Origin of the sequence: Syntrophaceticus schinkii (genome assembly GCF_000946815.1) — a bacterium.
Taxonomy (GTDB): Bacteria; Bacillota; DSM-12270; order Thermacetogeniales; family Thermacetogeniaceae; genus Syntrophaceticus; species Syntrophaceticus schinkii.
Window position 1 is genome coordinate 1 of record NZ_CDRZ01000205.1, and the last position, 1073, is coordinate 1073.

Sequence of the window (1073 nt, forward strand, 5' to 3'; positions counted from 1 at the left end):
TGGGACGCGGATCCATCTGTAAGCAGAGGTTAATCTTTTACCTGTAAAGTATATGCCTACTCTACAGTATATCCGGTATTAGCACCGGTTTCCCAGTGTTATCCCAGTCTTACAGGCAGGTTATCCACGCGTTACTCACCCCGTCCGCCACTAAGTTTGCAGGAAAGCAAGCTTTCCCCGCATCCTCCGTTCGACTTGCATGTGTTAAGCACGCCGCCACGCGTTCGTCCTGAGCCAGGATCAAACTCTCCGTTAAGTTCTTTTTAAACGCTGACCTCACACGACTGTTCAGTTTTCAAAGACCCTGCGGAACCTTTTTCTTTAGCGGCTCCGGATGTATATATTAGCACATGACCTTTCTGATGTCAACCGTATCTATCATCTTTCAGTACTGACGCATCAAAATGTTTAAAAATCTTGCGAGTACAAAAACTGGCGTTTTTATCACCGATTCCGAAGTTTTTTTGAAAAATATCCGTTCTACATGTGGTGGCACATCCTTTTCAAGCTATTTTGCTCCTTTTAACCTACTATAGCACCTTCAAATGGGCATACGGGTAGTGTACACCGTATTGAAACCGCTATGTTGAATAGAATTGCTAAGCTGCCGTTGGCCTTATTTTCCAATCATCATCCTGAACCAATCGCAGTTGGCCTGGGGATTTCATTAACTTGCGAATTCGCTTTGTATCTAAGGAATTGTAAATCATGTTTTTACGAAACTTTTCAATGAGTCTCCGAAACCCAACTTTTTTAGCATGTTCGGTTAGGCAAACCGAATGAAGCACCATTTCATTGAGCATCCGGCCAATATGCATCAAGTAGTGATATCCCTTCATTGCATTCCAGTTATGAGAAAAGATATGTTCGTAATGGTATCCTTGGTGTTTTTCTTTGAGAATGGTGTTCTCCTGAAGCCAACGCTTTCGGGCTATCAAATTGGAACGCGCGTGGATATTCGTCTTTTTGATTGGGTCACTGGAATTCCAAGCGTAACGGGTAGTTTTCGTTACCCGCGACATGTTACAAGTTCAATCTCTTCCCATGCTTTCCTTACATATCACCATATGGAA

At 43.1% G+C, this 1073-nt stretch carries 1 protein-coding gene and 1 rRNA gene; both read right to left on the reverse strand.

Going from position 1 to position 1073, the window contains the following annotated elements; all coding sequences use genetic code 11:
* Window positions 1-256: ribosomal RNA gene (locus tag SSCH_RS07495) — 16S ribosomal RNA — on the reverse strand; the annotation flags it as partial.
* Between the two features lie 343 nt (window positions 257-599).
* Entirely contained in the window at window positions 600-1022 is a 423-nt protein-coding gene (locus tag SSCH_RS07500) for a hypothetical protein (protein WP_044664922.1), read from the reverse strand.
* Window positions 1023-1073: the final 51 nt, after the last annotated feature.